Origin of the sequence: Nonomuraea sp. NPDC050556 (genome assembly GCF_044457355.1) — a bacterium.
In the GTDB taxonomy this organism is placed as follows: domain Bacteria; phylum Actinomycetota; class Actinomycetes; order Streptosporangiales; family Streptosporangiaceae; genus Nonomuraea.
In genome coordinates this window covers 58,758-84,315 of sequence record NZ_JBITGU010000005.1, presented here as the reverse complement: position 1 = coordinate 84,315, position 25,558 = coordinate 58,758, and the positions used below count along the sequence as shown (strand labels likewise).

The 25,558-nt window shown below is 69.3% G+C and carries 26 protein-coding genes; 11 read left to right on the top strand and 15 right to left on the bottom strand.

All coding sequences use genetic code 11. The annotated features are described in order from the left end of the window. Nucleotides 1-23 precede the first annotated feature (23 nt). Nucleotides 24-272, bottom strand: a complete 249-nt coding sequence (locus ACIBG8_RS42660; RefSeq protein WP_397348962.1) for a hypothetical protein — start codon at nucleotides 270-272, stop codon at nucleotides 24-26. A 94-nt stretch (nucleotides 273-366) separates the two neighbouring features. Beyond that, nucleotides 367-1,401, bottom strand: coding sequence for a LacI family DNA-binding transcriptional regulator (locus tag ACIBG8_RS42655; protein ID WP_397348961.1), 1,035 nt, complete (start codon nucleotides 1,399-1,401; stop codon nucleotides 367-369). Nucleotides 1,402-1,524: 123 nt separating this feature from the next. Between ACIBG8_RS42655 and ACIBG8_RS42650 the strand changes: the two genes are divergently transcribed. Then, nucleotides 1,525-2,181, top strand: a complete 657-nt coding sequence (locus tag ACIBG8_RS42650) for a TetR/AcrR family transcriptional regulator (RefSeq protein ID WP_397348960.1) — start codon at nucleotides 1,525-1,527, stop codon at nucleotides 2,179-2,181. Nucleotides 2,182-2,337: 156 nt separating this feature from the next. On the opposite strand, the gene bldC is transcribed toward ACIBG8_RS42650, so the two are convergent. Together bldC and ACIBG8_RS42640 are read right to left on the bottom strand one after the other, a co-directional pair. Further along, complete coding sequence (gene bldC / locus ACIBG8_RS42645) at nucleotides 2,338-2,541, bottom strand: developmental transcriptional regulator BldC (protein ID WP_013133571.1); 204 nt, start codon at nucleotides 2,539-2,541, stop codon at nucleotides 2,338-2,340. 334 nt (nucleotides 2,542-2,875) lie between these two features. Beyond that, nucleotides 2,876-3,739: a hypothetical protein gene (locus ACIBG8_RS42640; RefSeq protein WP_397348959.1), complete on the bottom strand. Its 864-nt coding sequence runs from the start codon at nucleotides 3,737-3,739 to the stop codon at nucleotides 2,876-2,878. 103 nt (nucleotides 3,740-3,842) lie between these two features. Between ACIBG8_RS42640 and ACIBG8_RS42635 the strand changes: the two genes are divergently transcribed. Together ACIBG8_RS42635 and ACIBG8_RS42630 are read left to right on the top strand one after the other, a co-directional pair. Further along, nucleotides 3,843-4,904 carry a Leu/Phe/Val dehydrogenase gene (locus tag ACIBG8_RS42635; RefSeq protein ID WP_397348958.1) on the top strand — a complete coding sequence of 354 codons (1,062 nt, stop codon included), beginning with the start codon at nucleotides 3,843-3,845 and terminating at the stop codon, nucleotides 4,902-4,904. A 147-nt stretch (nucleotides 4,905-5,051) separates the two neighbouring features. Continuing rightward, nucleotides 5,052-5,285 carry a DUF3073 domain-containing protein gene (locus ACIBG8_RS42630; RefSeq protein ID WP_397348957.1) on the top strand — a complete coding sequence of 78 codons (234 nt, stop codon included), beginning with the start codon at nucleotides 5,052-5,054 and terminating at the stop codon, nucleotides 5,283-5,285. 512 nt (nucleotides 5,286-5,797) lie between these two features. On the opposite strand, the gene ACIBG8_RS42625 is transcribed toward ACIBG8_RS42630, so the two are convergent. Then, nucleotides 5,798-6,604 carry a UTRA domain-containing protein gene (locus ACIBG8_RS42625; protein WP_397348956.1) on the bottom strand — a complete coding sequence of 269 codons (807 nt, stop codon included), beginning with the start codon at nucleotides 6,602-6,604 and terminating at the stop codon, nucleotides 5,798-5,800. A 267-nt stretch (nucleotides 6,605-6,871) separates the two neighbouring features. After that, entirely contained in the window at nucleotides 6,872-7,261 is a 390-nt protein-coding gene (locus tag ACIBG8_RS42620; protein ID WP_397348955.1) for a PPOX class F420-dependent oxidoreductase, read from the bottom strand. A 62-nt stretch (nucleotides 7,262-7,323) separates the two neighbouring features. Between ACIBG8_RS42620 and ACIBG8_RS42615 the strand changes: the two genes are divergently transcribed. Next, nucleotides 7,324-8,010: an SRPBCC domain-containing protein gene (locus ACIBG8_RS42615; RefSeq protein WP_397348954.1), complete on the top strand. Its 687-nt coding sequence runs from the start codon at nucleotides 7,324-7,326 to the stop codon at nucleotides 8,008-8,010. A 3-nt stretch (nucleotides 8,011-8,013) separates the two neighbouring features. On the opposite strand, the gene purM is transcribed toward ACIBG8_RS42615, so the two are convergent. The 5 genes from purM to ACIBG8_RS42590 form a co-directional block, all read right to left on the bottom strand. After that, the gene (purM, locus tag ACIBG8_RS42610; protein ID WP_397348953.1) at nucleotides 8,014-9,039 is read right to left on the bottom strand and encodes a phosphoribosylformylglycinamidine cyclo-ligase; all 1,026 of its coding nucleotides are present in this window, start codon (nucleotides 9,037-9,039) and stop codon (nucleotides 8,014-8,016) included. After that, nucleotides 9,036-10,475: an amidophosphoribosyltransferase gene (purF, locus tag ACIBG8_RS42605; RefSeq protein WP_397348952.1), complete on the bottom strand. Its 1,440-nt coding sequence runs from the start codon at nucleotides 10,473-10,475 to the stop codon at nucleotides 9,036-9,038. The genes purM and purF overlap by 4 nt, the downstream gene beginning before the upstream one ends. A 50-nt stretch (nucleotides 10,476-10,525) precedes the next feature. Then, nucleotides 10,526-11,272, bottom strand: a complete 747-nt coding sequence (locus tag ACIBG8_RS42600; protein WP_397348951.1) for an SDR family NAD(P)-dependent oxidoreductase — start codon at nucleotides 11,270-11,272, stop codon at nucleotides 10,526-10,528. Nucleotides 11,273-11,358: 86 nt separating this feature from the next. Next, entirely contained in the window at nucleotides 11,359-11,748 is a 390-nt protein-coding gene (locus ACIBG8_RS42595) for a MarR family winged helix-turn-helix transcriptional regulator (RefSeq protein WP_397348950.1), read from the bottom strand. Between the two features lie 314 nt (nucleotides 11,749-12,062). Then, nucleotides 12,063-12,323 carry a hypothetical protein gene (locus tag ACIBG8_RS42590; protein WP_397348949.1) on the bottom strand — a complete coding sequence of 87 codons (261 nt, stop codon included), beginning with the start codon at nucleotides 12,321-12,323 and terminating at the stop codon, nucleotides 12,063-12,065. A gap of 421 nt (nucleotides 12,324-12,744) precedes the next feature. On the opposite strand from ACIBG8_RS42590, the gene ACIBG8_RS42585 reads away from it, so the two are divergent. After that, nucleotides 12,745-13,899, top strand: a complete 1,155-nt coding sequence (locus ACIBG8_RS42585) for a hypothetical protein (protein WP_397348948.1) — start codon at nucleotides 12,745-12,747, stop codon at nucleotides 13,897-13,899. Here ACIBG8_RS42585 and ACIBG8_RS42580 read toward each other — a convergent pair. Continuing rightward, nucleotides 13,896-14,333: a sterol carrier family protein gene (locus ACIBG8_RS42580; RefSeq protein ID WP_397348947.1), complete on the bottom strand. Its 438-nt coding sequence runs from the start codon at nucleotides 14,331-14,333 to the stop codon at nucleotides 13,896-13,898. The genes ACIBG8_RS42585 and ACIBG8_RS42580 overlap by 4 nt on opposite strands. Beyond that, nucleotides 14,276-16,177: a hypothetical protein gene (locus ACIBG8_RS42575; RefSeq protein WP_397348946.1), complete on the bottom strand. Its 1,902-nt coding sequence runs from the start codon at nucleotides 16,175-16,177 to the stop codon at nucleotides 14,276-14,278. Before ACIBG8_RS42575 ends, ACIBG8_RS42580 begins: the two co-directional genes overlap by 58 nt. Before the next feature lie 122 nt (nucleotides 16,178-16,299). On the opposite strand from ACIBG8_RS42575, the gene ACIBG8_RS42570 reads away from it, so the two are divergent. Next, nucleotides 16,300-18,315: a PhoX family protein gene (locus tag ACIBG8_RS42570; protein ID WP_397348945.1), complete on the top strand. Its 2,016-nt coding sequence runs from the start codon at nucleotides 16,300-16,302 to the stop codon at nucleotides 18,313-18,315. A 45-nt stretch (nucleotides 18,316-18,360) separates the two neighbouring features. After that, entirely contained in the window at nucleotides 18,361-20,241 is a 1,881-nt protein-coding gene (locus ACIBG8_RS42565; RefSeq protein WP_397348944.1) for an ABC transporter ATP-binding protein, read from the top strand. Here ACIBG8_RS42565 and ACIBG8_RS42560 read toward each other — a convergent pair. Beyond that, on the bottom strand, nucleotides 20,202-21,608 hold the full coding sequence (locus tag ACIBG8_RS42560; protein ID WP_397348943.1) for an MFS transporter: 1,407 nt from the start codon (nucleotides 21,606-21,608) through the stop codon (nucleotides 20,202-20,204). The genes ACIBG8_RS42565 and ACIBG8_RS42560 overlap by 40 nt on opposite strands. Nucleotides 21,609-21,678: 70 nt before the next feature. Between ACIBG8_RS42560 and ACIBG8_RS42555 the strand changes: the two genes are divergently transcribed. After that, on the top strand, nucleotides 21,679-22,311 hold the full coding sequence (locus ACIBG8_RS42555; RefSeq protein WP_397349734.1) for a TetR/AcrR family transcriptional regulator: 633 nt from the start codon (nucleotides 21,679-21,681) through the stop codon (nucleotides 22,309-22,311). Beyond that, the gene (locus tag ACIBG8_RS42550; RefSeq protein WP_397348942.1) at nucleotides 22,308-23,054 is read left to right on the top strand and encodes a methylenetetrahydrofolate reductase; all 747 of its coding nucleotides are present in this window, start codon (nucleotides 22,308-22,310) and stop codon (nucleotides 23,052-23,054) included. The genes ACIBG8_RS42555 and ACIBG8_RS42550 overlap by 4 nt, the downstream gene beginning before the upstream one ends. A 129-nt stretch (nucleotides 23,055-23,183) precedes the next feature. Here ACIBG8_RS42550 and ACIBG8_RS42545 read toward each other — a convergent pair whose 3' ends face one another. Next, the gene (locus tag ACIBG8_RS42545; RefSeq protein WP_397348941.1) at nucleotides 23,184-23,990 is read right to left on the bottom strand and encodes an NAD(P)H-binding protein; all 807 of its coding nucleotides are present in this window, start codon (nucleotides 23,988-23,990) and stop codon (nucleotides 23,184-23,186) included. A gap of 72 nt (nucleotides 23,991-24,062) precedes the next feature. Here ACIBG8_RS42545 and ACIBG8_RS42540 point away from each other — a divergent pair, with 72 nt between their 5' ends. Next, a complete protein-coding gene (locus ACIBG8_RS42540; protein WP_397348940.1) occupies nucleotides 24,063-25,010 on the top strand; it encodes an AraC family transcriptional regulator in 948 nt (315 codons plus the stop codon). Next, nucleotides 25,007-25,510: a MarR family winged helix-turn-helix transcriptional regulator gene (locus tag ACIBG8_RS42535; protein WP_397348939.1), complete on the top strand. Its 504-nt coding sequence runs from the start codon at nucleotides 25,007-25,009 to the stop codon at nucleotides 25,508-25,510. Before ACIBG8_RS42540 ends, ACIBG8_RS42535 begins: the two co-directional genes overlap by 4 nt. Nucleotides 25,511-25,558: the final 48 nt, after the last annotated feature.

The window sequence follows — 25,558 nt, the reverse complement described above, 5'->3', positions numbered from 1 at the left end:
CCAACTTACGTCAACGCGGCGACCTACCAGACGTGTTCGCCCACTTCCTGACGTTGCAGCAGCGCCGCCAGCTCCCTCGCGTCCTCGGCGTCGAGGCCGAGGACCACGCGCGGACGGCCCCACGGGTGGTCGAGGGAGTGGGCGACGTAGCTGGCGACAGACTCGGCGCCGACGTCCGCGCCCCTCCCTCGACCAGCGCGCCAGTGCGACCAGGCGCGCTCGAGCTCGGCGGCGGCGCGTTGGGCGCAGGACACCAGTTCAGGATCACGCATGACTGTTCCCCCCAGGATCAGACGTAGTGACCCTGACGAGTTAACAGCTGGGCTGGTGCGCCGCCGCCTGGATTGACCCAGGCTTGGCCAGGTCTTAGGCGGGTCCCGTGCTCCGCCGTACGATCAGTTCAGGGGTGACCTGACGAAGACGGGCGACTTTGCCCGGGTCTCCGATCCGGTCGCTGAGCAGGGCTGCGGCAGACCGGCCCATGGTACGGCGGGGCTGGTCGACCGAGGTGAGCGAGATGTGGTGGACGGCAGACAGGTGCGTGTTGTCGTAACCGATCACCGACAGGTCCTCCGGCACGCGGAGTCCCAGTTCGCTCGCCGCTGAAAGCACTCCGAGCGCCACGAGGTCGTTGGCCGCGAAGATCGCAGTCGGCCGCGGATCCCTGGTGAGCAGGGCGAGTGCGGACTGCCTGCCGCCCTCCTCGGTGGAGTCGCCGTGCTCGACCATGATGTACGGCGCGAGCGCGTGCCTGCGCATGGCCACCAGGTAGCCCTCGCAGCGCGACGAGCGCGAACCCTCGATGTGCGCGATGCGCTTGTGCCCGAACTCGACCAGGTGGTCGATCGCCAGGCGGGCGCCCAGCTGGTCGTCGTCGACGACGATGTCGACGTTGTCGAGCTCGATGTCACGTTCCCCCACGACGACCGTGGGGGTGTAGGCGGTCGCCTCGATCAGTGTCTCGCTGGTCGGCGCGATGCCCAGCAGGACGAGCCCGTCGACGCGGAGCTCGAGGAACGCCTCGACCGCCTCGTCCTCGAAGGCCGGGTCCCACTGGCTGTTGCCGATCAGCATGCGGAGTCCGTCGCCGTGCAGGCTCTCCTGCAGACCGTCTAAGAACTCCGCGTAGAACGGGTTGTGCAGATCGGCGACGAGCGCGCCGATCAGGTGGGTACGTCCCTCGACGAGACTGCGCGCGACCGCGTTGGGCCGGTAGCCCAACTCTCGGGCAGCGGTGAGTACGGCCTGCCGTCGATGCTCGCTGACGTGCGGCGATCCGCGCAGCACGAGCGAGACGAGCGATTTCGAGACGCCGGCTCTCTCTGCGACGTTGCGGATCGTCGGCCGTGGTCTCGGCAGGCTGTCGAGCTCGGTGATGGTGTTGACGGGTGGTCCTGACATGTGTCTCCCCCGCGATGCGAAGATGGGCACCTGTCTGTCAAAACGATCGAGCTCGCCGCAGGGTACGGCCTGGCCGATATTGACCGGAACGCTATTGGGCGCGGAGTCGGATAATCTTCTGATGTGAAGCCCGCTGACACAGCTCGCCCCGCTCGTCGGAGGCTCAGCGTCGACCGCAGGCGCGAGGAGCTCATGGCGGCAGCCCTGGAGCTGTTCAGCAAGCGCGACGCGGAAGACGTCTCGATCGACGACGTCGCGTCGGCTGCCGGGGCGTCTCGTGCGCTGGTTTACCACTACTTCGGTGGCAAGCAGGAGTTGTACGTCGCCGCGCTGCGGAGCGCGGCCGAGCAGCTGGAGTCCCGGCTGCGGCCGCAGGACGGCGGCAGGCCGGTGGACGAGCTGGCTTCCGGGCTGCGGCGCTACTTCGACTTCGTCGAGGAGCACGCGGCCGGGTTCGCCGCCTTGTTGCGCGGCGGGCCCGCCAACAGGGCCGGTGAGATCGGCGAGATCGTGGACGGGGTCAGGCACCGGCTGTTCCGCCTCATCATGAAGCAGATGAGGGTCGAGGAGCCGAGTCCTGTGCTCCGTACGACGCTCAGGTCGTGGATCGCCTCGGTGGAGACGGCCGGTCTCGACTGGCTGGAGCATCGCGACATCGAGCGGGCCACGTTGGAGCGCATGCTGGTGGACCACATGGTGGCCCTGCTCGGGGTGGCCGCCGTCTACGACAAGGATGTCGAGCAGCTGCTCGAACTGCTGGTACGTGAGCAGCTGACGTAGGGGTGGGAAGGATGGCGCCGGGCGGGCGGCGCCAGCTCCCGTGTCTGCTTCTGCGTCCCCCGACGCGGCGGGCGACATGGAGTCGTCACGCGGGTGGACCGGGCCGGAATACCAGGCCCACCGTTAAACCCCCCTAGGTCCGTGACGACCCCGGTGTTACTCCGAGCGCTGCTGCGGAATCCCCGCGAGCAGAGCGCGAACCTCGGTCTCCCGGTAGCGCCGGTGACCGCCGAGGGTGCGAATCGACGTCAACTTGCCCGCCTTGGCCCACCGCGTAACGGTCTTGGGGTCGACCCTGAACATGGTCGCGACCTCGGCGGGCGTGAGCAGTGGCTCGGCCTCGGGTGTACGAGCTGACATTTGTGCGGCCTCTCCTCCGTGTGGACCGGCTCTGGCGGTCCTGCGACTGCTTCTGCGCGTGTCACGGATGTCCCCCTATAGACCAGTGCGTGCGGCTTATCTGGTCCATATGCGGCATCACCCGAAGTGACCATACCGCCACGCAGAGCGATTGGCGAGCCCTTCTTTGACCCATCTGCCCGCCCACGTGGCGATGTCACGCTCGGTGATTCTAGCGACACGTTTCGTGGTATCGCAGTGAAAACGGCAAACTACTCAGTTCGCAGAAGCCAGCGGACGGGACACGTGACCCACTCATGCCATGCTCTTGCAGGTCAGGAGCGTTGTTTTAGGTTCAGTTGGCAGATTCCAGATGTTGCATTGACTTCCAGCGCAAGATCACCCGCTGATACATGGCGTAGGCAAGTTCTTCTTGACCGGTGTCCAAACCGGTCAAAGCGGCAGCAAGTTCCGCAACAGACTGGTCTGCAGTGAGGGCATCATCGTCCATGAGATGAACCAGCCCGCCATAGTCGAGTTCGACCAGCGAATGCGGGTGGAACTCCTCCAGCCACCGGGCCACGTCCTCCACCTCGAGGCTTGTCGCCACCTCACCCACGTGCTTGCGCAACACCTGGAGCGCGCGAGCCGTACGCCTCCTCGCCTGTGCCATCGAGGTGACATAGATGAGATTGCGGCCCGTGGTCGTCGTCACGTCCTGGCCCTTGGTCGCGGTGCCGAGCACCAGCCAGCGCTCGTTGCCGTCGAACGGGACGAACCATGACGCCGGCACGTGCCACGTCGTGGTCCTGATGTAGGTGCGCAGGATGGATGCGCTGCCGCCGCGTTTGAACCGGTCGAAGTCATCCGCGGTCTGCTCGGAGATGGCGTTCGGGACGAAACGGTCCATCAGCTTGACGGGAGTGGCTCCACGGAAGCGTGAGAACGCCAGCCAGGACCGCAGACGGGTCTGCCAGGGGCAGACGTACAGGCGATCCTCCACGCGCCTCAGATAGGCGTTGGGGCTCTCCTGGGGTGGTGCGGGCTGGGGAGGCATGCCGAGGAGGCGTCTGACCGATTCTCCGTGCTCGGCGTTGAGCGCCGTGGCGCGGCGGGGGCGGTCGCGAGACTCGGCATATTCGGCCCAGACCCGGCGTTCGGCTTCGCCGAAAGCGGTCAGCGGCTCGTAGACGCGGAGGTACGCGGCATAGGGCAGCACGCAGGCATCGTGTCATGAAGACACCCGGTGTGCACCGTTGTAGTTACGCTAAGAGGCGATCTCCGCTGCGAAGGGGCAGTGGTCTGGACAGGGAGTCACTACAGTGACCGACGTCTTCGGGCATGAGCAGGTCGTCTTCTGCGCCGATCGGCAGAGCGGGCTGCGCGCCATCATCGCCATCCACAACACGGCTCTCGGGCCGGGTCTGGGCGGCACGAGGTTCTATCCGTACGAGAGCGAGCAGGCGGCGCTGGCCGACGTGCTCAACCTCTCCAGAGGCATGGCCTACAAGAACGCGCTCGCCGGGCTCGACCTCGGCGGCGGCAAGGCCGTGATCATCGGCGATCCCGCTGTGGACAAGTCGGAGGCCCTTCTCCGGGCCTACGGGCGCTTCGTCGAGACGCTCGGCGGGCGCTACATCACCGCCTGCGACGTGGGCACCTACAGCGAGGACATGGACATCGTCGCGCGCGAGACGCGCTTCGCGACCGGTCGTACGGTGGCCCACGGCGGCGCCGGCGACTCCTCGATCCTGACCGCGTTCGGCGTCTTCCAGGGGATGCGGGCTTCTTCGGAGCACGTGTACGGCACGCCGTCCCTGCATGGAAAGCGCGTCGGCGTCGAAGGCGTGGGCAAGGTCGGGCACCGGCTCGTCGACCTCCTCATCGAGGACGGCGCCGAGGTGGTGATCTGCGACGTCAACTCCGCGGCCGTGGACCGGGTCCTGCAGCGCCATCCGGCCGTCTCCGTCGTGGCCGACGCTGCGGCGCTGAAAGCGGCGGACATCGACGTCTTCGCCCCGTGCGCCCTGGGCGGCGCGCTGGACGACGCCTCGGTGGCCCTGCTGTCCGCGAAGATCGTTTGTGGCGCCGCGAACAACCAGCTCGCCCACCCCGGCGTGGAGAAGCAGCTCGCCGAGCGCGGCATCCTCTACGCGCCGGACTACGTGGTGAACTCGGGCGGCGTCATCCAGGTGGCGGACGAGATCGAGGGCTTCAACATGGACCGCGCGCGGGCCAAGGCCGCCCAGATTTACGACACGACCCTGAAGATCTTCGGGATCGCGACGGACGAGGGCGTTCCACCAGCGGTGGCAGCGGATAGGCTGGCCGAGCGGAGAATGTCAGAAGTCGGGCGGATCAGGGGCATCTGGCTGGGCCAGTGACGCCCCACGCCCATACGGCGTACCGAGCTGGGCACAAAACAGGTACGGTAATAGGCGAACGAGAGGCTGACGCCCAGTCATGGCGTCAGTGTGTGGTGCGTTAGCGACGAGGGGTCGGGGACGACCCCACACGAGGGGGTCGAGCCAATGGGGCGCGGCCGAGCAAAGGCCAAGCAGGTCAAGGTTGCTCGCCAGCTGAAGTACAACAGCGGTGGCACGGATCTTGACCGTCTGCGCGACGAACTCGGAGTCTCTGACTCCAACGAGAACAACGACGACGCCGACGACCTCAACGACGAGCTGGCGGATCGCTATGCCGATTACGCCGACGGCTATGACGCCGGAGACGACGACGATGAGCGTACGTCCGGCAAACGATAGGCGTATTGCTGCTTGACGCATGATGTGCACCCGGGGTGGATGGTCACGCCGGGTGCATATCTGTGTGCCCCTGAACGGCATGGGCCTTCGCGCTTCGCGCTCCGGGCTGGTCTCCTTTGGGGGGCCTAGCCCCCCAAGACCCCCAGCCGGGGGCAGGCCCCCGGACCCCCGGCCCACCCGTGCACGCTTCCGTGGTTGGGCCTCTTTTGTCCCACCCGCTGCGCTGGGAGAGGGGGTCCGGCGGGTTGCGAGAAGCGCTTCCCGGGGGCTTGCGCCCCCTGGGCTCGAAGTGCTTGGCCCGAGGTTTTGTAGGTCGCTCGGCGGCGAGGGCTTGGTCGTGCTCCAGATACGCGGGGGTCAGTGAAGTCGCGAGCGCGAACCGTAACCAGCTCGGCTCCATTGCATGAAGCCGTGACCCCACCTGCTCCGCTGGGTAAGGAACGCGGCGGGTCGCATGAAGCTCTTCCGAGGGGCAGGCTCCTCGCCACCGGCGGGCGCAAGGAGATCGTCGCTCAGAATTCGTCGTAGCCGGAGACCTGGCCGATGGGGAAGATGTGCCGGTTGGCGGCGCAAATGGTCTCCAGGACATGGATCGCTGTGCCCTCGGTCGAGTAGCTCGCGCGGAGCACCTGGACGACCCACTCGCCCGACTCCAGCTCCAAAGTCTCACGCTCGAACGACGTCGGCGGGCGGGCTGTCAAGTTCTCCTCGGCATGGCCGAAGGCATACCCCAGGGCCGTCAATGCCGACTGCAACGACGGCTGCACGAACTCCGGCTCGGCGATCCGGGTCCCCCCGAACAGGTCTGCCCGGAAGTAGCTCGTGGCGATACGCACGGGCACCTCGTTGGCGGTCATCATCTTGCGCCTGGCGATGATCTCCGTACCCGGCTCGACGCGTAGACAGGGCGCGACGTGATCGCCGGCGGGCTCCAGCCCGATGTACAGCATGCGTCGGTCGGCCTTGAGTCCTTGCCGCTCGGCCTCGGCCAGGAACAGGGACTTCGACCCACGCACCGCAGGCTCAGTTGGCAACGCGCGTTGCACCAGCACCCGGGGCGCGGGGAGGGCCGGCCCCTCCGGCGCGCGGGCGGCAGGGCCCTTCTTCATCTGTGAGATCCGGCCCGGAGAGACACCCAGGTGTCCGGCGATCTCCTCCAGGCTCATCCCGGTCTCGCGCGCCTCGGCGATCGCCTGGCGGCGCATCTTGGCGGCCTCGGTGACCAGGCCCTGCTCTTCGGTCATCAGCCGGCTGAGGATACGAGCGCGTTCGACAGGGTCGGCGATCTCCGCGACTTCCCTCAGCGTCTTCAGATCCATCCGGGCGTTGCCCTCCCCGCGACCGTCGGCGATCTGGCCCCCTGTTGTGGCGGCGGGACCGCGCGCGCCACCCCTCGACTTTAGCCCCCCTGAAACCGGGGTGACGGTGCGGAGATCGGTGCTTGAACAGCGCCCGGAGCGCATCGAGAAGCCTTGGGGTGTCAACGATGGCTGACCGCGGCCCCGGCCTGCCTTCGGCCACACCGCCGACGATCTCGGCGGTGTGCTCAGGTACGTCGGTGCTGGGCGGCTAAGGACCCGAGAGTGTCAGGTTGATCGGGTGGTTCGGCCGCCGTCCAGGCCCCAGGAGACGATCTTGGTGGGGGTGATCCGGATGATCTCCCGGGACAGGCCTGGCACGGGCGGCTCCTGGTCGGTCAAGGCCTCGGCCCTGCCTCTGATCTCGATGCCCCGCGGTGTCCAAGGGTCCGTCGACGCCAGGTCGTCCACCACGAACGAAGCCGTGCTACCCCGCTGGACGTTGCGGAACTTCTTCGACGCGCCCAGCGCACCCCCGCCGATGACGATCGCCCCGCCCTCGGCGTCCACGAAGAAGTTGGTCGGGTTGTTCTGCACCTGTCCTTCCGGCGAGACGGTGGCCAGCCGTCCGATGGGTTGCGTAGCCAGGTAGTCGAGCTCGGCTTGGGTGAAAATCATGTGCTGACGCTACGTGATCCCACCTGGCCCGCCGCTTCGGGGGCTGAGTTACGCTCTCGCCCATGACGGGGATCTTCCGTACGGATCTTCTGCTTCCCGTGCCCATCCGGCGGGCGTGGCTGGCGTTCACCGCGCCCGAGTACCTCGCCACGTGGCTGGCGCCCGTCCGGGAGTGCGACATCCGGCCCGGTGGGCGGATCACCTTCGACCTTCCCGGCGCCAGCGGGATCACCTGGACCGTCGAGGCCGTAGAAGCGCCCGCTCGCCTCGTCTGGATCGAACCCCCCGGCTCCGTCCCCAGCGAGCGCCGGACGACCGTCACCCTCGAGCCGGCCGGTCCGGACGTCACCAGCGTCGCCATCGAGGAGGCCGGGTTCGGCGCTGGCCCGGTGTGGCAGGGGCATCTCGACGGCACCCGGCTCGGCTGGGCGCAGAGCCTCGCCGGGCTGCAGCTCTATCTGCGTACCGGAGTGACCTACGACCGCATGAACACCTTCAGGGGCGCTGTCGGCGCACACCTGAGCGACGGCCCGGCCGGGCCTGAGGTGGTCGAGGTCGCGGCAGGCTCGTACGCCGAGGCCGCCGGACTGCGGCCCGGGGACATCATCCTCCGCCTGGGGGCCGCGCCGGTGTTCGGCCTGAGCGACGTGTGGCTGTTCTGCCGCGAGCACGCACCGGGCGAGCACGTCGAGGTCGTGTTCGCCCGCGACGGTTCTGTCAGATCGTCGGCAGGCCCGTTGGGGAACTGATCGTCAGCGGTAGCGGGCCTGGCCCGTGCCGTTCACGATCTCACCGAGGACCCAGGCGGGCAGGCCCCGGACGGTCAGGAAGCGGATGGCCTCGTCGGCGACCGGCGCAGGGACGATGGCGGCCATGCCGACGCCCAGGTTGAAGGTCTTGTCCATCGCCGCCTGCTCGATGCCGCCGCGACCGGCCAGCACGTCGAAGATGGCGGGCACCGTCCACGACGAGCGGTCGAGCGCCGCGTCCAGGTGCGAGGGCAGCGAGCGGGACAGGTTGGCTTCCAGGCCGCCGCCGGTGATGTGGGCGTAGGCGTGGACCTCGACCTCGCGCGCGAGCGCCAGGCAGTCCAGGGAGTAGATGCGGGTGGGTTCGAGCAGTTCCTCACCCAGCGGACGGTCCAGCTCGGGCAGCGAGGCGTCGAGCTCCAGCTTGGCCTCGCGCAGCACGTGGCGCACCAGCGAATAGCCGTTGGAGTGCACGCCCGAGGAGGCCAGGCCGAGGACGACGTCTCCGGCCGCGACCCTGTCCGGGCCGAGCATCTCGTCCGCCTCGACGACGCCGGTGCCCGCCCCCGCCAGGTCGTACTCGTCGGGACCCATCGCGCCCGGGTGCTCGGCGGTCTCGCCGCCGACCAGGGCGGCCCCGGCCAGCCTGCAGCCCTCGGCCACGCCGCCGACGATCTCGGCGATGCGCTCCGGCACCACCTTGCCGCAGGCGATGTAGTCGGTCATGAACAGCGGCTCTGCCCCGGACACCACGAGGTCGTCGAGGACCATGCCGACCAGGTCGATGCCGATCGTGTCGTGCTTGCCGTACCGCTGCGCGAGCATGACCTTGGTGCCCACGCCGTCCGTCGAGGTGGCCAGCAGCGGGCGCCTGAACTTCAGCAGGAACGACGCGTCGAAGAGGCCGGCGAAGCCGCTGGCGTCGTCGACGACCTCGGGCCGCCGCGAGCGGGCGACCTTCGCCTTCATCAGCTCGACGGCGCGCTCGCCCGCCTCGATGTCGACCCCGGCGGCCTCGTATGTAGTCACTTCTTGGAACCTTCTAGGACGTATTTGCCGACGTTGTCCTGGTCGATGGCGATCGGGTACGTGCCGTCGAAGCACGCCCTGCACAGCCGTTCTGCCGGGATCGTGGTCGCCGTGGTCAGGCCTTCGAGCGAGATGTAGCCCAGGGAGTCAGCGCCGAGCGAGGCGCGGATCTCCTCGACCGACAGCGAACCGGCGATGAGCTCGGCGCGGGTGGCGAAGTCGATGCCGTAGAAGCACGGCCAGGCGACAGGGGGAGAGGAGATCCGTACGTGGACCTCGCGCGCCCCCGCCTCGCGCAGCATCTTCACGATCGCGCGCTGGGTGTTGCCGCGGACGATCGAGTCGTCGACCACGACCAGGCGCTTGCCCTCGACGACCTCGCGCAGCGGGTTGAGCTTGAGCCTGATGCCGAGCTGGCGGATGGTCTGCGACGGCTGGATGAACGTGCGGCCGACGTAGGAGTTCTTGACCAGGCCCTGGCCGTACGGAATGCCGCTCTCCTCGGCGTAACCGACGGCGGCCGGGGTGCCGGACTCGGGCGTCGGGATGACGAGGTCGGCCTCGACCGGGTGCTCGCGGGCCAGCACGCGGCCCACCTCGACCCTGGTCACCTGGACGCCGCGGCCCGCGATCGTGGTGTCGGGGCGGGCGAGGTAGACGTACTCGAACAGGCAGCCCTTGGGGTCGGGCAGCGCGAACTTGCGCGACCTGACGCCGCGCTCGTCGATGGTGAGCAGCTCGCCTGGCTCGACCTCGCGGACGAACACCGCGCCGACGATGTCGAGCGCCGCCGTCTCGGAGGCGACGACCCAGCCGCTGTCGAGCCTGCCCAGGACCAGCGGGCGGATGCCCTGCGGGTCGCGGGCCGCGTAGAGGGTCTTCTCGTCCATCCACACCAGCGAGTAGGCGCCCTTGACCTGCGGGAGCAGTTCGGCCGCCGCGTCCTCGATGGGCTGGCTGCGGTCCTGCGCGAGCAGGCTGGTCAGCACCTCGGTGTCGGTGGTCGCCCTGGTCACGCCCGGAGCGAGCTGCTTGGCCAGCTCCGGGGTGTTGATCAGGTTGCCGTTGTGGGCGAGCGCGAGCCCGCCCACCTCGGTCGACGACAGGGTCGGCTGGGCGTTCTCCCAGACGCTCGAACCCGTCGTGGAGTAGCGGCAGTGACCGATGGCGAGGTGGCCTCGCAGGGTGCCCAGCACCGATTCGTCGAAGACCTGGGCGACCAGCCCCATGTCCTTGTAGACGAGGATGCGGCTGCCCTCGCTGACTGCGATGCCCGCGGACTCCTGCCCGCGGTGCTGCAACGCATACAGCCCGTAGTAGGTGAGTTTGGAGACTTCCTCGCCTGGCGCCCAGACCCCGAAGATGCCACAGGCATCTTTCGGTGCGCGGTCGTGGGGGTCCAGGTCATGGCCGAGCCGGCCGTCGCCCTTCAGCACATGCTTCAGTCTAGGTCGGCGGCTTCCGTGCTCGCACACCCGGGTCCAGATCAGAGCATGTGGGAGGACCTTCCCGCGTTCGAGCCGTCCCTGATGAACTCGCCGGTGAGGTTGCGGTTCGCGGCCGATCCGAGGAAGAGGATGAGTTCCGCCACATCCTCAGCGGTCGACAACCTTCCCGTGGGCGTGTGGGCCGCGATGGCGTCGAGGGCCTCCTGGGGGACCGGCCGCTCGCGCTCCGTGATCGTGAGCCCGGCCACGGCGACGTTGACGAGGATGCCGTCCTTGCCCGCCTCCCAGGCCAGCGCGCGGGCCATGCCGTGCAGGGCGCTCTTGGCCGTGCCGTACGGGCCGGGGCCCGGCAGCCCCTCCTCGGCGGCGCCCGAGGAGACGAACACGATCCTGCCGAACTTCCTCCTCCGCATTTCCGGGAGTACGGCCTGCACCAGCACCGCGTTGCCGACCACGTTCCCGTGCAGCGCCGCCGACCACTCGGCCGCAGGGACCTCCTCGAACGGGATCGAGTTCGGCATCACATTGCCCCACCGCACCGCGTTGGCGACCAGCGCGTCGAACGGCCCAGCGGTCTGTACGGCCAGCCCGATGCTCGCGTGGTCCTCGAGATCGAGATGTACGGCTCGCGCCGTGCCGCCCGCCTGCTCCACCCGCTTGACGACCTGGGCGGCGCGCTCCTCGCCCTCGCGGTAGGTCAGGGTGACGTGGGCGCCGGTCCTGCCGTACGCCACGGCCGTCGCGGCGCCGATGCCCGATGATCCGCCGGTGACGAGTACTTTCATGGTGTCATCCCTTGTTAGTCGGCTAATTAGCCAGCTAACTCCGCGGCGTCGCCGTACACAAGGGGGTTTCGCTTGGAGTGAAACCGTCAGGTGGCTTCGAGGAGGCGGTCGAGGACCTTCCTGTCCTCGTCGCTCAGGCCCGCGCGCAGGTCCTCGTCGGCCTCGCGCCAGACCGCCTCGACGGGCTCCCTGAGCGCTTTGCCCTGCTCGGTGAGGTGGACGCGGGTGCGTTGCTCCTGGGTGCGGGTGACGATTCCGGCCCGTTCGAGGCGTTGGAGGGTTTTGGTGACCGTGGGGGGTTCGACGCCGAGCCTGGCGATGAGCTCGCTCTGGGTCAGGCCGTCCTCGCGCCAGAGCTGGTTGAGCAGGAACTCCTGGCCAGGGTGGAGGCCCAGAGGGGCCAGACCGGCGGCGATCCTGAAGCGGTACGTCTTCACGACCTTCAGCAATCTGTAGACCAGGGTCTCGTCCAGCATGTCCCTATCTTGCCCGCTGCCTGGGCGTTTGGCGCACCGTGACCCAAGGATGGACGTGGTCTTACCGTGTCGAAGGTGTACGACGGGGCGTGGCGAGCAAAGGTGGGGTGTCCGCGGCATGACGACACGTCGGGAGACGTAGACGTGACCACACCTGGAGATCCGAACCAGCCTCACCCGGGGCAGGACCGCCCGGCAGAGGACGCTGCACCGGCTGCCTCCGGGCCGTCCGCTACCGAGCCCACTTCCGAGCCATCGTCCGAGCCCGCTTCCGAGCCTGAGGAGACACCCTGGCCGGAGCAGGAGACCGCTGCTCAGGAGCTGACCGCTTCCGACGAGCCGGGGCTGTCATGGTCCGAGTCCTCGGAACCCGCTGGCGCTTCCTGGGCGAGCACTTCCGAGGAGTCCACCGGGTCGTCCTGGGCGAGCACGTCCGAGGAGTCCGCTGGTGCTTCTTGGGCCAGCTCCTCTGAGGAGTCCACCGGCTCGTCCTGGGCGACCACGTCTGAGGAGTCCGCTGGGGCTGCCTGGGCTTCCGAGGAGCCGATCGCGCCGGCGCCGCCGATCGTGCCCACGCCGCCCGCTCCTTCGCCGTGGGAGCCCAGCGAACCGCAGCACCCCGACCTTCCCTCATCGCCCGAGGTGCCTGAGCCTCCGGCGTACCAGCCCCCGACCTACGAAGCGCCCGCCGGCAGCGAGCCGCCCGCCTACGAGCCCCCGGCTTACGAAACGCCCGCCGCCAGCGAGCCCGCGGCCTATGAGCCGCCCGCTTACGAAGCGCCCGCCCCAAGCGAGCCCCCGGCTTACGAGCCGCCCGCCTATGAGCCGCCCGCTTACGAAGCGCCCGCCCCAAGCGAGCCCGCGGCCTACGAGCCGCCCGCTTACGAAGCGCCTGCCGCCAGTGAGCCATCGGCCTATGAGCCGCCCGCCTATGGGGCGGATGAGGCGTCCAGGGGGGCGTTCGAGGCTGAGGGTGGGGATGCTGAGAGGACGGCGGTGTTCGGGGCTACGGACTGGCAGCAGCCGTCCACCCCTGAGGCTGGGCAGTCGTTGCCCGTGCCTGGAGGGACGCCCGCGTACCCGGGGTGGGAGAGCAGCGCGCCCGCCGCCCCCGAGACTCCGGGGGCGTCCAGCCCGTCACGTTACGACCCGCCGACGCCGCCGCACGGGTTCCCCGCGGTGGACCGCCCGTCGTTCGCCCCGCCCACCGACGGCACCAGCTCTCCGTATGAGGGCGGGCCGAAGGAGTACAGCTCGCCTTACGAGGGTGCGCCCAAGGAGTACAGCTCGCCGTACGAGGGCGCACCGAAGGAGTACGGCCAGCCCACGCCTGGCGCGTCGCCGTACGGCGGGACGGGTGCGCCGGAAAGCCCCTACGCGACGTCCACCGGCGACCAGGGCACCCCTGAGGGCGCCTCAGGAGCGTTCGGAGCCGCCGCTGGGGCCGCAGGCGCAGCAGCAGCCGCAGGAGCCTTCGGCGCCGCAGCAGGAGGCGGCGCAGCAGGAGGCGGCGCGGCGGGTGCTCAGGGCGGCGCATCGCAGGCCAGCCCTCAAGGCAGCCCCTACGGCGGTGGCGCCGCTCAGAGCGGTGACAGCGCCGCCCAGGGCGGCCAGAGCCCCTACGGCGGCAGCACCCCGCAGAGTGGTGGCTCTCAGGGGGGTCAGCCGTACAGCGGTGGGGCGTCGCAGAATCCCTATGAGGCCGCTGCCCCCACCGGGCAGAACCCCTACATGCCCGCCGGTGGCTACGGCGAGAGCGGGTCCGCCTACGGAGCCCCGGCCAGCGGGTCCGTCTACGTGCCCCCTGCCGGTGGCGCCACCCCGCCCCCCTACCAGGCCGACTGGCAGCCCAGGAAGCCCGGCGGCGGCCTCGGCACCGCCTCGATGATCCTCGGCATCGCCAGCATCTTCCTGCTCGCCCTCTGCGGCGTGGGCACCCTGACCGCCATCGTCGGCCTCGTCCTCGGCATCGTCGCCGTGGCCAAGGGCGCCAACAAGAGCATGGCCTGGGTGGGCATCGGCCTCAGCATCCTCACCCTGATCCTGGCCGTGGCGGGCACGATGTGGTTCGTCAGCAAGTTCGGCGACTGCTTCAACCTGCCCGAGCAGTTCGCCAGGCGCTGCGTCGAGGACCGCTGGTCCGGCAACTAAACAGGCAAAAAATCGGAAATGTCGGCACGGGCGCCGCTCGCCAGAACGGCGCCCTTCGCCATGGCCTCAGCCCAGCTCACCCGCCCCGTGGCCAGCTCCAGCCACGTCCGCCCGTCCATCTCGACCACGTTCGGCGGCGTCCCCCGCGTGTGCCGAGGCCCCGCGATCGCCTGAACCGCCGCATACGGCGGCACCCGCACCTCGACCGTCCGCCCCGGCGCGGCCGTCGCCAGCTTGTCCAGCAGATACCGTACGGCGAAGCGAGCAGCCTCCCGCTCCGGCTTGAGCCCCCGGTCATAGGCGGCCAGCACCGCGGAGACGCACGCGTCGGGAAGCGCCGAGACAGGCCCGTCGAACCCCGGCTCGTCCAGCGCGATCAGCTGCGCGTCCAGCGCGGTCCTGACCTTTTCCTCGTCGATCTTGCGGGTCGCCATGCTCCCCATTCTGGCGTGTGCAGATCCCCCCACCTCTCCCGGAACGCGCCGATCGCGTCCCAGGCGAGCCTGGTGTCGTGGCCGAGCGCGACGCGGGCCGAGGCCAGCGCGTCGAAGGTGCCGGGGTCCCGCGACCCCGAGGTGGCGGCGATCAGCTCGGCCGTGGAGGGCCTGCGCCAGGTGAAGACGTCCTCGAGGGTGCCGCAGAAGTAGACGTAGGCGGCGAAGTCCTCCGCGTCCTCCGGCAGGTCGTAGAGGATCGACAGCACCGGCTGGTCGGCGTAGTCGCCCCGGTCCAGAGCGTGGGCGAGCCGGCTCAGGTTCGGCGAGGCGCCCGCCTTGCGGCGGATCTCGTCGCGGACGACGGCGGCAGCCGTACTCGCCAGGACGTTCTCGCCCTCGGGCAGCGGCCGCTTGGCCGCCTCGATGACCTGGCGGGCCGCCCTGATGAGGTCGCGCGGCAGGCCGCCGGACAGGCAGTGGCAGAGCGCGATGTAGGGCTCGGTGAGTCCGATGACGCGGCGGTAGAGCAGGCGGCGCGACTCCGCGTAGGGGAGCGGCCCGACCCTGACGATCTCGTCGAAGGCGCTGTCGAAGGTGTCGCGCAGCGGGAGGCCGCGCCGTTCGAACGAGGTGAGCGCGTCGTCGGAGACCGAGACGATGAAGTAGACGTAGGGGACGCCGAAGATGCCCTTGATCTCGTTGAGGAACCGTTCCGCCTGCTCCGCCGTACCGATCCTGTCGAGCTCGTCCACGCCGATGCAGACGCGGTCGCCGCGCTCGTGCACGACGCGGGCGACGCGCCTGGCGAAGGAGCGGAACTGCTCGACGATCTCGGGGTAGGTCAGCGGGTACTCGGCCTTGGACCTGCCGCTGTTCAGCTGGCCGCCGATCCCGACGGGCAGTTGCACGGAGCCCGTCCAGCCCTGGGAGACGGTCTGCAGGTAGCGGGTGCGGCGCAGGTGGCGCCTGGCGTCGGCGACGGCGCGTTTGTTGACCTTGCCGTTCCTGGTGAAGTAGCTGATCGTGCTGCGGCAGAAGACGGCGAACAGGTGGAGCACGAACTCCTTGGCCACGTAGTCGACCGGCGCGGACACCATGCACCGCAGGTCGCCGCGCTCGCCGGGCAGGTTCTCGCAGTAGCGGCGGACGAGCGTGGACTTGCCGGATCCGCGCGGTCCCGCGATGCCGATGCTGGCCCCGGCCAGGCGGTCGAGCAGGCCGTCCACCTGGTGGGCCACGGCGGTGGACACGTGGTAGGAGCGCTCGTGGACCTCGCTCAGCCCAGGGCTGGTGTCGACGGACACCTCGTGGCCGAACCGGTCGGTGCGGGCGGCGTTGATCCGCGCCCTGACCTCGGACAGGAGCTCGGTCTCCGCGACGGCCTCGACGAGCTGGGCGCGGGCGATGTCGGCACTGATCGTGGCGACGCCCGCGCCGACGAGATGCCGCACGAACCTGGTGTCCTTGACGTACGCGAGCAGCGCGACCAGGGCAGCGGCGATCAGCAGCGTGGCGCCCGCCCAGCTCACCCACGGCGCGACCAGTCCGATGGGGAGCATGACCAGCCCGGCCAGCCCGAATCCGCCCGCGATCAGCAGGAGCGGGCGGGTGAGCTCGGGGAAGGTCACCGGGGCTTCACCGGCGTCGGCCATGGCGTTCCGGTAGACGGTGTACTCGGTGCCCGCCTGCTCGAGGATCCTGTTCGCGTCGTTGGCGAGCGCGACGCGGATGCCTGCCAGGGACACCGCCGTGTCCGCGATGGCCGTGCGGATCTCCTCGCCGGCGAGCACCTCGTTCACTGCCTCGGTGTACAGCCGCACGAGCTTGGGATCTTGGAGCACCGCAATACGTTGGGCTGGTGAGGAGTCGCCTGTCAACAGTTGTTCACCTCTGGTTTCAACGGCCGCCGTAACGTGCCCGCCGTACGACTGCGCCCAAAGCTGGAGGACCTGTGCAGAGCCGGATGTTGCCCCTTATTTCCACCCCGCACAAGAGCGGCAGAAGCGCACTGACCTGCCAGTTCCGCTGTGGTAACGCATGTGCCCACGAAGTGGCCAACACCAGTGACAACACCTATTTCGGCGACATCGCCACCAAGGCCCTGTCCAGGCGCGGCATGCTCAGGGCGGGGGCCATCGGCGCCGTCGTCGTGGGCGCCGGGGTGGCGGGAGCCGTACCGGCCCTGGCTGACGAGCCGTCGGCGGTGGAGGCTCAGGGCTTCTGGGGGAGCGACCTTCGTTTCACGCCCGTCGCGCCGAACACCAACGACGCGCTGACGATCCCCGAGGGCTACTCCTCGGGCGTCGTGGTGCGCTGGGGCGACCCGGTGCTGCCGGACGCCCCCGCCTTCGACTTCGAGAACCAGAGCGCGGCGGCGCAGGCCAAGCAGTTCGGCTACAACTGTGACTACGTGACGGTCTTCCCGATGGGCCACAACCGGGCGCTCATGTGGGTGAACCACGAGTACACCGACGAGACGCTGATGTTCCGCGGCTACACCACCGGCGCCGCCGCGACCGAGGAGCAGATCAGGATCGCGCTCGCCGCCCACGGCGGTTCCGTCGTAGAGATCGAGCGGGTGCGCGGCACCGGCCAGTGGCAGCTCGTCACCAACGGCCGCAGGCGCTACAACCGCCGCATCACCGCCCAGACCCCGATGCGCTTCAGCGGCCCTGCCGCCGGGAGCGACCTGCTCAAGACGGCGGCGGACGCCGAGGGCCTCAACCCGGTCGGCATGCTCAACAACTGCTCGGGCGGCACGACCCCGTGGGGCACGGTGCTGACCGCCGAGGAGAACTTCAACCAGTACTTCATCAGCGGCGCCAAGACGCCGGAGAACGTCCGCTACAGCATCCCCAGCGGTACGGCCGGCCGCCGGTTCGACCGCGTCGAGGAGCGCTTCGACCTGGCCAAGCACCCGAACGAGGTCAACAGGTTCGGGTGGATCGTGGAGATCGACCCGTTCGACCCGGACTCCACGCCGGTCAAGCGCACGGCGCTCGGGCGGTTCGCGCACGAAGCGGCCACGACGACGATCGCCCGCGACGGCCGCGTGGTGGCGTACATGGGTGACGACTCGCGCTTCGAGTACATCTACAAGTTCGTCTCCAGCAAGCGGTACATCCCCGGCTACGACCGCCACAACAGGACGCTGCTCGACGAGGGCACCCTGTACGTGGCCAAGCTGACCGGCGACAGCCCGGCCGCCGAGATCGACGGCACGGGCAAGCTGCCCTCAGACGGCGCCTTCGACGGCTCAGGCGAGTGGATCCCGCTGGTCAGCGGCTCGCAGTCGCACGTGCCCGGCATGACCGCCGAGCAGGTGCTGGTCTTCACCCGCCTGGCGGCCGACAAGGTCATGGCGACGAAGATGGACCGGCCGGAGGACATGGAGCGCAACCCGGTCAACGGCGCGGTCTACGTGGCGCTCACCAACAACTCCAACCGTACGGCGGCGCAGGTCGACGAGGCCAACCCGCGCCCGTCCAACAAGCACGGCCACATCCTGGAGATCGTCGAACGGCGCAACGACGCGGGCGCGAGCACGTTCGCGTGGTCGCTCCCGCTGGTCTGCGGCGACCCCAACGACCCGGCGACGTACTTCGCCGGGTTCGACAAGACGAAGGTCTCGCCGATCTCCTGCCCGGACAACGTCACCTTCGACGCAGACGGCAACCTGTGGATCTCGACCGACGGCAACCAGCTCGGCAGCAACGACGGCATGTTCGTCATGCCCCTGCGGGGGCGCGAGCGCGGTTACCTGCGCCAGTTCCTCACGGTGCCCAAGGGCGCCGAGACCTGCGGCCCGCTGGTCTCGGCCGACCAGCGCAGCGTGTTCGTGGCCGTGCAGCACCCGGGCGAGATCGACGGCGCGACCCCGGACAACCCGGCCAGCCGCTGGCCCGACGGCGGCACCTCACAGCCCCGGCCGTCCGTCGCGGTCGTGTGGCACTCGCGCGGGCGCAAGGTCGGCGCCTGAAAAAGCTTGACCTCAACTTAGGTTGAGCTCCTATTGTCCATAGCCATGGACATGCAGATGACGGCTATGCACCAGCTGTACTCGATGAACGGGCGGCCGGAGCGACGGCCGTTCTCGATGGCCACCTTGCGGAGGATCGCCGCGTTCGCGCAGACGCACAGAGCGCGGCTGATCCAGTTCTTGCTGCTCAGCGTGGTCATGGCGGCCCTGGCCGTGGCCTCGCCCGTGCTCGCCGGGCGGGTCGTCGACGCCATCGTGAAGGGCTCGACGACGGGGACGGTGGTCGGCCTGGCCGCGCTGATCGCCGTCCTGGCGCTGGCCGAGGCCGGGCTCGGCCTGCTGACCAGGTGGCTGTCGGCGAGCATCGGGGAGGGACTGATCCTCGACCTGCGCACCGCGGTCTTCGACCACGTGCAACGCATGCCGATCGCCTTCTTCACAAGGACCAGGACGGGCGCCCTGGTCAGCAGGCTGAACAACGACGTGATCGGCGCCCAGCGGGCCTTCACCGACGTGCTCTCCAGCGTCGCGGGCAACGTGGTCACGCTGGCGCTGACGCTGACCGTGATGATCGGCATCTCGTGGCAGATCACCCTGCTCGCGCTCGTCCTGCTGCCGGTCTTCGTCCTGCCCGCCAGGCGGATGGGCGCGCGGATCGCCGAGCTCAGGCGGGAGGCGGCCGACCACAACGCCGCCATGGGCACCCAGATGACCGAGCGTTTCTCCGCTCCGGGCGCGACGCTGGTGAAGCTGTTCGGCCGCCCGTCGCGGGAGTCGGCCGAGTTCGCGGCCAGGGCGCGCAGGGTGCGCGACATCGGGGTGCGCACCGCGATGACGCAGTCGATGTTCATCACCGCGCTGACGACGGTCTCGGCCCTGGCCCTCGCGCTCGTCTACGGGCTGGGCGGCTTCTACGCGCTCGCGGGCTCGCTGGAGCCAGGCTCCGTCGTGGCGCTGGCGCTGCTGCTGACCCGGTTGTACGCGCCGCTGACCGCGCTGGCCAGCGCCCGCATGGACGTGATGAGCGCGCTGGTGAGCTTCGAGCGGGTCTTCGAGATCCTGGATCTCAAGCCGCTGATCGCCGACCCTTCCTCGCCGAAGGCCATGCCGGAAGGGGCGGTGTCCGTCGAGTTCGACAACGTGACCTTCGGCTACCCGTCGGCCGACAAGGTGTCGCTGGCCTCGCTGGAGGAGGTCGCGGTGCTCGACAGCCGGGGCGGGGTCGACGTGCTGCACGAGGTCTCGTTCAAGGCAGAGCCCGGCCAGATGGTGGCGCTCGTCGGCTCCTCAGGCGCGGGCAAGTCGACGATCGCGCAACTGCTGCCGCGCCTCTACGACACCGACCAGGGCACCGTACGGCTGGGCGGGGTGGACGTGCGCGACCTGTCGGCCGACACGATCCGCGAGACGCTCGGCATGGTCACCCAGGACGGTCACCTCTTCCACGACTCCATCAGGGGCAACCTGCTGCTGGCCAGGCCGGAGGCGAGTGAGGAGGAGCTCTGGGAGGTGCTGCGCAGGGCGAGGCTGGCCGCGCTCATCGAGTCGCTGCCCGACGGGCTCGACACCGTGGTGGGCGAGCGCGGCTACCGGCTCTCGGGCGGCGAGCGCCAGCGGCTGACGATCGCCAGGCTGCTGCTTGCCAGGCCGCGCGTGGTGATCCTCGACGAGGCCACGGCCGCGCTCGACTCGGTCTCCGAGGTGGCGGTGCAGGAGGCGCTGGGCGAGGCGCTCGACGGCCGCACGGCCGTGGTGATCGCCCACCGGCTGTCCACGATCAGGGCGGCCGACCTCATCCTGGTCATCGAGGACGGCCGCGTGGTCGAGCGGGGCACGCACGCCGAGCTCCTCGCCGCAGGTGGCCGCTACGAGGAGCTCTACACCACTCAGTTCGCCGACCCGACCAACTCGGGGCTGGCGGCCTGAGGCTGCTTCCTGGGGGTGCGCAGGGTGAGCAGCGCGACGGGCACGCCGAGCATCACGATCGCGGCGGCGATGATCAGCGTGAACTGGTAGGCGTCGAGGAAGGCGAGGAGCGGCGGCTGGGTGCTGCCGCTCTGCCTGCCGTTCAGGATCGCGCCGAGCACGGTGATGCCGAGCAGGCCGAACACCTCGCGCGAGACGTTCAGCACGCCGGAGGCGACCCCTGAGCGGCCCGCTGGCATCGCGCCCAGGGTGACGGCGGTCAGCGAGACCAGCAGCCCGGCGCCCAGGCCGTAGAGCAGGAACCAGGGCAGCACGTCGCCGTAGCCGCCGTCGGCGCCGACGCCCGAGAGCATGAAGATCGCCACGCCCATCATCGCCAGGCCGAGCGCCACGGTCCTGGCGGTGCCGAACAGGGCGCTGATCCGCTGCGACTGCAGCGCGGTGACCGCCATCAGCAGGGCCATGGGGACGAACGAGGCGCCCGCCTGCGTGGGGGAGAAGCCGAGCACGTTCTGCAGCCACAGGGCGCTGAAGAAGTAGATGCCGAAGACGCCGAACGACCACACGCCCATGCTGGCCAGGCCGCCGGAGAAGATCCGCACGCGGAAGAACGACAGGTCGATCATGGGCTCGGCGGAGCGCGCCTCGACCAGGACGAAGGTCAGCGCGGCCGCGGCGAACAGGCCGAGGGCGGCGAGGATCTCCGGCGAGGTCCAGCCGCGGCTCTCGCCCTCGATGAGCGCGAAGGTCAGGGCGAACAGCGCGACGGTGGAGCTGACCAGGCCGGGGAGGTCGAGGCGGTGCCGTACGCGGGTGAAGGCCGGGCGGACCGCCCACAGCGCCAGCCCGATCGTGGCCACGCCGATCGGCACGTTGATCAGGTAGATCCAGCCCCACTGCAGGTTCTCGGTGATGAAGCCGCCGGTGACGGGGCCGAGGGCCATGGAGAGCGCGCCCGCGGCGCTCCAGATGCCGACCGCCCTGCCGCGCTCGGCCGGGTCGGGGAAGATCTGCGAGATCAGCGAGAGCGCCGTCGGGGTGAGGAAGGCGGCGCCGATGCCCTGCACGGCGCGGGCGGCGATCAGCGCCGTCCCGTCCGTGGCCAGGCCGGCCGCCAGCGAGGCCAGGGTGAAGACGGCCAGACCGGAGACGAACACCCGCCGGGCGCCGAACACGTCGGCCAGCCGGCCGCCGACCAGCATCAGCCCGGCGAACACCAGGATGTAGCTGGCCGAGATCCACTCCAGGCCGGACAGCGTCAGGTTCAGTTCCCGCTGGATCGTCGGGAGAGCCACGTTCCCCACGTTGTTGTCGAGATAAGTCATGAAAGTTCCGAGCGTCACCGCGCTCAGGGCCCACCATCGCATCGCTGTCTCCTATACGCCGTACTTGTACGTCGTATAGTTGAACTTGTACGGCGTATAGTTGTCAACCGTGATGGGAAAACTGACCGCGGCCGCGATCGTCGAGCGGGCGCTGGAGATCGGTGACACCGAGGGGCTCGACGCGGTGACGATCCGGCGCCTGGCCACCGACCTCGGCGTGACCCCGATGGCCCTGTACTGGCACTTCAAGAACAAGGAACAGCTGCTGGCCGGCATGGCCGACCACCTGATCGCCGACTTCGTGCCCAAGCCGGCCGACGAGCGGCCGTGGCTGGACCAGCTGCGCGACCTCGTCCAGGGGCTGATCAGGACGCTGCGCCGCAACCCGTGCGCCAAGAACGTGCTGGAGCAGGTGGACCAGGTCGAGGTGCCGAACTTCCTGGCGGTCTGGGACCTGACGCTCGGCCTGGCGCGCTCGGCGGGGTTCAGCATCGAGGAGAGCTGCCTGATCTCCAAGTACATCCTGCAGAGCGTGATCGCCATCGCCGACGCTCCCGTGCACCCCAAGACGCCGGAGAGGTCCAGGACCAAGAAGCTCGCCCTGCAGTCGCTGCCGGTGGAGAAGTATCCACACCTTGTGGAAATGGCCGGGCCGATGGCCAACGGGATGGATCCCGATTTTTACGACTCGTTCGGGGTGGATTTGCTGCTGGCCGGGATCCAGGCGCTAAGTTCGCGTCCATGAGCTTCGAGCTGGTCTGCGAGATCGAACCCCCGACCAAGCCCGATCTGAAGCACGTCAGGCACCAGATCGGCACGCTGAGCAAGGTCGCGCACTCGTTCCTGATCCCCGACAACCACATCGGCCGGGCGACGGTGTCGAGCGTCGCGGTGGCGCACGAGGTGGAGTCGATGGGCGGGCGGAGCATCGCGTGCCTCAACTCGCGCGACCGCAACCTGCTCGGCTTCCAGCGCGACCTGCTGACCGCCGCGGCGTACGGGGTGGACCAGTTCCTCTTCGTCTATGGCGACAAGCCGACGAGCGGCAACCGCACCAGCGACCTGAACGTGCGCTCGATGATCGAGGAGGCGCGTAACTTCTCGCCGGACTTCCGGCTGGGCGCGTCTGCGGGGCTCAAGCCGCTGCCCGCCTTCAAGCGCGCGGCCGACTTCCTGTTCGTGCAGGCGAGCTTCTCGCTGGAGGCGCTGCTGCGCTGGCGCGAGGCCAACCCGGTCGACGTGCCGGTCTACGCGGGCGTCATGGTCCTGGCCAGCGAGACCCATGCGCGGCGGCTGGCGGGCATGATCCCGGACATCGACATCCCGGCCGAGCTGGTCGACCGGCTGGCCACCGACCGGATGGCCGGAGTCGAGGCGGCGTGCGAGCACGTGCTCGCCATCCGCGACTCCGGCGCATTCGACGGCGTCCATCTCATCCCCGTCTCGCGTTACCGCGACGTCGAGTCGCGGCTGGCGGGACATTTCTAGGGGGTACGGCTGGCGCCAGGGGATGCCTCCCGCCGCCGTGGGTGACCGGCTGTCGCGGGAGGTCGTGAGGGCTCACGGGGTGCTCGCCGTAACAACGGGCGCGTCGGGCGGCTTCTTCGAGACTGGCCGCTACTTCCACGCTGCGGCCGCGTCGCGGGCGTAGTCGGAGAAGTCCCTGGCCGGGCGGCCGAGGGCCTGCTGCACCCCGTCGGCCACCAGGGCGTTGCGCCCGTCGAGGATCTCACCGAACAGCGCGATGAGCATCTCCGTCTCCTCCTCAGGCACGCCGTACTTCGCCATCTCCGCCCGGTACTCGTCGGGCGTCATCGGGTAGTAGGCGACCTCGCGTCCCGACACCTCGGCGATCTCCGCGGCGGCGTCGGCGAAGGTCAGCAGGCGCGGCCCGGTCACCTCGTAGTGCTTGCCCACGTGCTTGTCCGTGGACAGCGCCTCCGCCACGATGTCCGCGATGTCGTCGATGTCGATGAACGGCTCCGCCACCATCCCGGCCGGCAGCGCGATCGCCCCGCCGAGCACCGCGGGAAGCATGACCCCCTCGCTGAAGTTCTGGGCGAAGAAGCTCGACGTCACGATCGTCCACTCCAGCCCGGAGTCCTTCACGATCTGCTCGCTGAGCTGCGCCTGCTCCTCCCTGCGCCCCGACAGCAGCACCAGCCGCCGCACGCCGCTCCTGACCGCGACGTCCACGAAGGCGCGGATCGAGTCAGCGGCGCCGGGGACGGCGAGGTCGGGCTGGTAGGTGATGTAGACCTGCTGGATGCCCTCCACAGCGGCCTCCCAGGTGTCCGGGTTCTCCCAGTCGAAGGGGATCTGCGCCGAGCGGGAGGCGATGCGCACCGGCATCCCCTGCAACCGGTCCGCCACGCGTCGACCGGTCTTGCCCTTGCCACCGAGAATCAGAGTGTTGTTTTCCATGTCCCTCAGCTAAGTGCCTCCAGAAGAGACGCAACATCGCTAGGAACCTCATTTCCATGTTTAATCGTCTACATGGATGCACTGGCTGGCTTGCTTGACGGTCCTCGGGCGAAGGGGGCGTTCCTCCTCCGCTCGATCATGGACCCGCCCTGGTCCATCAGGCTGGAGGACCGCTCGCCGCTCACCCTGATCGCGATGGTGCGGAGCGAGGCGTGGCTCAAGCCGGACGACGGCGAGGCGCAGCTCCTGCGCCCCGGCGACGTGGCGATCATGCGCGGCCCCGACCCGTACACGATCGGCGACGCCCTGGACACCAAGCCGCAGGCGGTCATCCACCCCGGCCAGGTCTGCATGACGCCCTCGGGAGAACACCTGGCGCTCTCCATGGACCTCGGCGTACGGACCTGGGGGGACAGCCTCGACGGCGCGGCCATGATGTTCACCGGCACCTACGAGATGGACGGCGAGATCAGCCAGCGCCTGCTCAAGGTGCTGCCACCCATGCTGGTGATCCGCGAGGAGACGTGGAACTGCACGATCCTGTCGCTGCTCGCCGAGGAGATCGTCAAGGACGATCCCGGCCAGGAGGCCGTGCTCGACCGCCTGCTCGACCTGCTGCTCATCGCGGTGCTGCGGACGTGGTTCGCGCGCCCGGAGGCCGAGCCGCCCACCTGGTACAAGGCGATGAGCGACCCGGTCGTCGGGCGGGCGCTGCGGATGATCCAGAACAGCCCGGCGCAGCCGTGGACGGTCGCCTCGCTGGCCGCCAAGACGGGCGTCTCGCGCGCCGCGCTGGCCAGGAAGTTCACCGAACTGGTCGGCGAGCCGCCGATGACGTTCCTGACCTCCTGGCGGCTCGACCTGGCCGCGGACATGCTGCGCGAGCCCGGGGTGACGCTGGAGGCCGTGGCGCGCAAGGTCGGTTACGGCAGCTCCTTCGCGCTGAGCACGGCGTACAAGCGGGTGCACGGCGTCAGCCCGCAGTTCGTACGGTCCCGAACGACTAGAGTGAGTTCATGACCGGGCACCACACGCTGAGCGAGACGGAACGCGCCGTACAGGCCAGGGTGGGTGACCTCAGCCTCGACTTCTCGGCGATGGCCGCCGTGTCCAACCTGCACCGGGCCGTCAACGCCATACGCAACCACCTGGAGCAGTCGGTGCTCCGCGCGCAGGACCTGACCTGGACCGGGTTCGTGGTGCTCTGGGTGGTGTGGATCTGGGGCGAGATGGAGACGCGGCACGTCGCGGCCGAGGCGGGCATCTCCAAGGGCACGCTCACCGGCATCATCCGCACCTTGGAGTCGAGGGGCCTGCTCACGCGGCTGTCGCACGCCACCGACGGGCGCAGGGTGCTGCTCAGGCTGACGCCGGAGGGGGATGAGCTGATGCGTACGCTCTTCCCCGCCTTCAACGCCGAGGAGAAGCACGTCCTGGGCGATCTGGACAAGGAGCGGGTCGACGAGCTCGCCTCGACGCTGCGCCACATCGTCGCCCACCTCGAGGCGGCCAAGGGTTGACGGATCGGCGAGGGCGCTGCCACCCTCGGAACATGATCGGAAGAAAGG

Coding starts and splice junctions, on each gene's coding strand:
- ACIBG8_RS42660 (WP_397348962.1), bottom strand. CDS start 272: ATGCGTGATCCTGAACTGGTGTCCTGCGCCCAACGCGCCGCCGCCGAG.
- ACIBG8_RS42655 (WP_397348961.1), bottom strand. CDS start 1,401: ATGTCAGGACCACCCGTCAACACCATCACCGAGCTCGACAGCCTGCCG.
- bldC (WP_013133571.1), bottom strand. CDS start 2,541: ATGTCAGCTCGTACACCCGAGGCCGAGCCACTGCTCACGCCCGCCGAG.
- ACIBG8_RS42630 (WP_397348957.1), top strand. CDS start 5,052: ATGGGGCGCGGCCGAGCAAAGGCCAAGCAGGTCAAGGTTGCTCGCCAG.
- ACIBG8_RS42625 (WP_397348956.1), bottom strand. CDS start 6,604: ATGGATCTGAAGACGCTGAGGGAAGTCGCGGAGATCGCCGACCCTGTC.
- ACIBG8_RS42620 (WP_397348955.1), bottom strand. CDS start 7,261: ATGATTTTCACCCAAGCCGAGCTCGACTACCTGGCTACGCAACCCATC.
- ACIBG8_RS42615 (WP_397348954.1), top strand. CDS start 7,324: ATGACGGGGATCTTCCGTACGGATCTTCTGCTTCCCGTGCCCATCCGG.
- ACIBG8_RS42600 (WP_397348951.1), bottom strand. CDS start 11,272: ATGAAAGTACTCGTCACCGGCGGATCATCGGGCATCGGCGCCGCGACG.
- ACIBG8_RS42595 (WP_397348950.1), bottom strand. CDS start 11,748: ATGCTGGACGAGACCCTGGTCTACAGATTGCTGAAGGTCGTGAAGACG.
- ACIBG8_RS42580 (WP_397348947.1), bottom strand. CDS start 14,333: ATGGCGACCCGCAAGATCGACGAGGAAAAGGTCAGGACCGCGCTGGAC.
- ACIBG8_RS42570 (WP_397348945.1), top strand. CDS start 16,300: ATGTTGCCCCTTATTTCCACCCCGCACAAGAGCGGCAGAAGCGCACTG.
- ACIBG8_RS42565 (WP_397348944.1), top strand. CDS start 18,361: ATGGACATGCAGATGACGGCTATGCACCAGCTGTACTCGATGAACGGG.
- ACIBG8_RS42560 (WP_397348943.1), bottom strand. CDS start 21,608: ATGCGATGGTGGGCCCTGAGCGCGGTGACGCTCGGAACTTTCATGACT.
- ACIBG8_RS42555 (WP_397349734.1), top strand. CDS start 21,679: ATGGGAAAACTGACCGCGGCCGCGATCGTCGAGCGGGCGCTGGAGATC.
- ACIBG8_RS42550 (WP_397348942.1), top strand. CDS start 22,308: ATGAGCTTCGAGCTGGTCTGCGAGATCGAACCCCCGACCAAGCCCGAT.
- ACIBG8_RS42545 (WP_397348941.1), bottom strand. CDS start 23,990: ATGGAAAACAACACTCTGATTCTCGGTGGCAAGGGCAAGACCGGTCGA.
- ACIBG8_RS42540 (WP_397348940.1), top strand. CDS start 24,063: ATGGATGCACTGGCTGGCTTGCTTGACGGTCCTCGGGCGAAGGGGGCG.
- ACIBG8_RS42535 (WP_397348939.1), top strand. CDS start 25,007: ATGACCGGGCACCACACGCTGAGCGAGACGGAACGCGCCGTACAGGCC.